Origin of the sequence: Nitrosomonas sp. Nm34, from assembly GCF_900113925.1 — a bacterium.
Lineage (GTDB): Bacteria > Pseudomonadota > Gammaproteobacteria > Burkholderiales > Nitrosomonadaceae > Nitrosomonas.
In genome coordinates, this window is the sequence record NZ_FORD01000120.1 from 1 (window position 1) to 3,027 (window position 3,027).

4 protein-coding genes and 2 pseudogenes are annotated in these 3,027 nt (G+C 39.1%); 4 read left to right on the forward strand and 2 right to left on the reverse strand.

Annotated elements, in window-relative coordinates; all coding sequences use genetic code 11:
• Positions 1-176, forward strand: a pseudogene (locus BM283_RS17480) (IS1595 family transposase); the annotation flags it as partial.
• An 871-nt stretch (positions 177-1,047) separates the two neighbouring features.
• Here the strand turns inward: BM283_RS17480 and BM283_RS17485 are convergent.
• Positions 1,048-1,275 carry a hypothetical protein gene (locus tag BM283_RS17485; RefSeq protein ID WP_090695402.1) on the reverse strand — a complete coding sequence of 76 codons (228 nt, stop codon included), beginning with the start codon at positions 1,273-1,275 and terminating at the stop codon, positions 1,048-1,050.
• Positions 1,276-1,421: 146 nt separating this feature from the next.
• Here BM283_RS17485 and BM283_RS19755 point away from each other — a divergent pair, with 146 nt between their 5' ends.
• Complete coding sequence (locus BM283_RS19755) at positions 1,422-1,670, forward strand: hypothetical protein (protein WP_217646602.1); 249 nt, start codon at positions 1,422-1,424, stop codon at positions 1,668-1,670.
• Between the two features lie 251 nt (positions 1,671-1,921).
• On the opposite strand, the gene BM283_RS19140 is transcribed toward BM283_RS19755, so the two are convergent.
• Positions 1,922-2,182: a hypothetical protein gene (locus BM283_RS19140; RefSeq protein ID WP_175492223.1), complete on the reverse strand. Its 261-nt coding sequence runs from the start codon at positions 2,180-2,182 to the stop codon at positions 1,922-1,924.
• Positions 2,183-2,464: 282 nt separating this feature from the next.
• Here BM283_RS19140 and BM283_RS17500 point away from each other — a divergent pair, with 282 nt between their 5' ends.
• Both BM283_RS17500 and BM283_RS18460 read left to right on the forward strand, forming a co-directional pair.
• Positions 2,465-2,659, forward strand: coding sequence for a hypothetical protein (locus tag BM283_RS17500; protein ID WP_046850506.1), 195 nt, complete (start codon positions 2,465-2,467; stop codon positions 2,657-2,659).
• Positions 2,660-2,788: 129 nt separating this feature from the next.
• A pseudogene (locus tag BM283_RS18460) lies at positions 2,789-3,027 on the forward strand (IS982 family transposase); the annotation flags it as partial.

The window sequence follows — 3,027 nt, forward strand, 5'->3', positions numbered from 1 at the left end:
ATATTAACGGTATCGAATCTTTCTGGAGTTTCGCAAAAAGACATTTGGCAAAATTCAATGGCGTGCCTGAGCATACTTTTTATCTTCACTTGAAAAAAACCGAATTTCGTTTTAATCATCGACATGATAAGCTCTATCTTCAAATTCTTAAATTATTACGTCTAAACCCGCTTTAACTTCCTAAGACCCTTAAAATAAGATGGATGAGAAAAAAGCAAAGTGCCCAGGGTCAATACTTGACCGAGCGCCTGGCAAAGTTCAATGCTTTCAGATTATTGAGCTCCAGGCATTGCTGAAGGGTCTTGTGGCAGTTATTGGGTTAAATTGTTTTTGAGGTGAGTTATTTTAAGGGCACCTCTAAAAATTCATATTGACGAGTATCCGCTTCGCGGATTGCCTGCTTACCCTGTTTCGTCACAATACTTCGTTGTTCACAAAAAATGTTGACGTAACATATAACTGATATGCAAGGAAACATTTTTTGTTCTCGCCTGGTCTTGTTCAGAATTCTGGATTTTTAGAGGCGTCCTTAAGTACATTAGAAATGGCTTGATTAAGAACCGGCCAAGTTATTGACGAGTGGTAGGGTAATTATAACAATTTTATTAGTCAGGTTCGGTGAAGCTTTTGCATCTTTTTGAAGCACCCGAAATAAACATTACCCTTACTCGACATAAAGCACTTATCCACAGCCTTATTCACGGAAATTGTGAATAAGCTTTTTATCAACGAAAAGCTAGATTTGCCTTATCTTCATACTGTGATTTCAATCATTTGATCGTTCCCAGAGCTGTAAATCTCTCTTTATATGTAAGAATAAGTAGATAGGGGAGATAGTCGGTAACTTAATAATTAATTCCTGCTACATACCACAATCGGTGCCAGTAGAAAAAAATAGCAAAAAATACTTTTCTTGACGTTCTAATTCCAAGAGAAGACTTTGAAGTTAAAGATGAATTAAGTAGCTAGTCGTATTTCTGCCGACAACGATAAATCGACAAGCTACTCCAGAAAGATTAAACATCTTTAAACAAGTCAACAGATTTATTAATCGGGTCTATTATTTGTTGCCTCACTTTCATCCTCCTGTGATTCGTTAAGAAATGCCATAAAGGCAGAATACCGAAAGATCAGGTTAAGAAGTAAAACTATTTCCCTTTTCCAAAAAGGAATATGAGGCGCATATTCCTCAATATGAGGATAGAAAATTAAAAACATTGCTTGAATATTATCAATACGTTGCTTTATATCAATCAATAAAGCTATAAAAAGCATATATATCCTTACATGGTTGTTGTTTTTGTAGTTGATTTTTACCCGGCCATCTATGTTTAACGGCTAAAGAGCAGATTTCTGTAGGAATAATTTCATTCAGCATTAAAAAAACAAAATAACAAGCCATACATTGCGAGGAAGAAATTATGGCGCGAAAAGCAAGCAAAATAGATCAATTAGTATCGACGCGTGAATTATTGAAAAATGCTAAAACAGCAGAAGAGTTGAGATCATCGCAAGCAGTATGGCTTCCCTTGGAATTAAGTATGTCGATAGAGCAAACAGTGAAGGTAATTGGTCGTTCAGTCAGATGGACGTGTACTCAGCGCAGGCGCTACTGTAGAATTGCTCGCTGCGAGGAAGAGGCGCCTCGAACCAAAACGGAGTCTGCGTAATCGTTCGATTGTCACGCTTGAGTAGGAAACACAAACCCTGAATGAGGCTTAATCGCACGCGACTCAAGGCTGCGTAGTAGTTGTTCCTCCGCTTAAAAAGAAAATCGAGAAACAACTGGCAAGCCCGTAGCGCTCTCAGCAATTTATCGAATGCTGGCTTGCCATGGCCTGGCGTAAACTAGCGCCGGCTACCGCTCATCCGCAAGCAGATGCTGTGCTGTGGGAGGTCTGGAAAAAAACTTAAGGAACGGCTAAATGAAATGATAGCTAACTGGGGTGATCATCGCCCACTCCGTTTGATGTTTCAGAATAAAGCCCGCTTCAGCCATATTACGGACAAATGTTATTGCTGGTGCCGCCGTCCAGATTGTTCGCTGGTGAGTACCATGGTGACGCAGCAATATACTTATGCTTACGGAGCAGCCAGTCTCCTCCTTGAGGCCTTGGACAGTCCTGGTCCGCATGTTAACGGCGATTGCATGCAGATTTTCATTAATGAGATGGCTAGTCATTACTCTTATCAGCTGTTACTCTGATGATAATATCGTTCTGATCTTTGGTAGTGCTGGCTGGCATAAACGCAAGGATTCTCATCTGCCGAGAACCTCCGTTTGATTGGGTTTTTAATACGGTTTTTTTAAGGCGAATTAGAATAAGATAAGCCAATACTTTGTACCAAAAAAGTTATATTTTTTTATTCCTGAAAAAATCAAAAAAGTAGTAAGCTAAGATCGTTTATTTAAATAGTACCTATAATTTCTGCGGAAAAGATTAATTAATCTTGGAGGGTATAAATGAACGAAGAATCCTTTAAAACACAATTTATTTCATCATTCTTAGCTGCATGGTGTGCCAATAAATATGAGGAATGCAGCCGTACAGTCGACCATGAAATATTAAGCCGACCTCCAGTTAAAGAAGCTGAGTTTCTAGCAAATGCTGCATGGGATGAGTATGTTGATAAGATTATTAATGTGAATACAGGATGAGCATGTTGATAAGATTATTAACGTAAATAACGTGAGTTCGACATAAGAAAAGCTGTAAAAGGAACCTGAATTCCTTATGATGAAGTGGTTTTAGAAAAGAATTTCCATCATGAGAGGAGTCAGGTTCCAATGGATACGATAACGATTTTTTGTGCAAGTGACGAATTTTGTAAAGAGTTTGAACCACGATGGGAGCAGCACTTATTAGAGTCATCGCTGAAACAGCGTCGGCGGCAAGGAGCGCTATGTCTAAGCGAAATCATGACCATTATGGTGGGGTTTCATCTATCCGGTTATCGGACATTTAAGCACTATTACCTGAATGACGTGTTGAGGTATCAGCGGGGTTATTTTCCAGGGTTGGTGAG

What these genes read in the sequence shown, in the direction of transcription:
- BM283_RS19755 (WP_217646602.1), top strand. Translation starts at nt 1,422, where the DNA reads ATGGCGCGAAAAGCAAGCAAAATAGATCAATTAGTATCGACGCGTGAA.
- BM283_RS17500 (WP_046850506.1), top strand. Translation starts at nt 2,465, where the DNA reads ATGAACGAAGAATCCTTTAAAACACAATTTATTTCATCATTCTTAGCT.
- BM283_RS17485 (WP_090695402.1), bottom strand. Translation starts at nt 1,275, where the DNA reads ATGCTTTTTATAGCTTTATTGATTGATATAAAGCAACGTATTGATAAT.
- BM283_RS19140 (WP_175492223.1), bottom strand. Translation starts at nt 2,182, where the DNA reads ATGACTAGCCATCTCATTAATGAAAATCTGCATGCAATCGCCGTTAAC.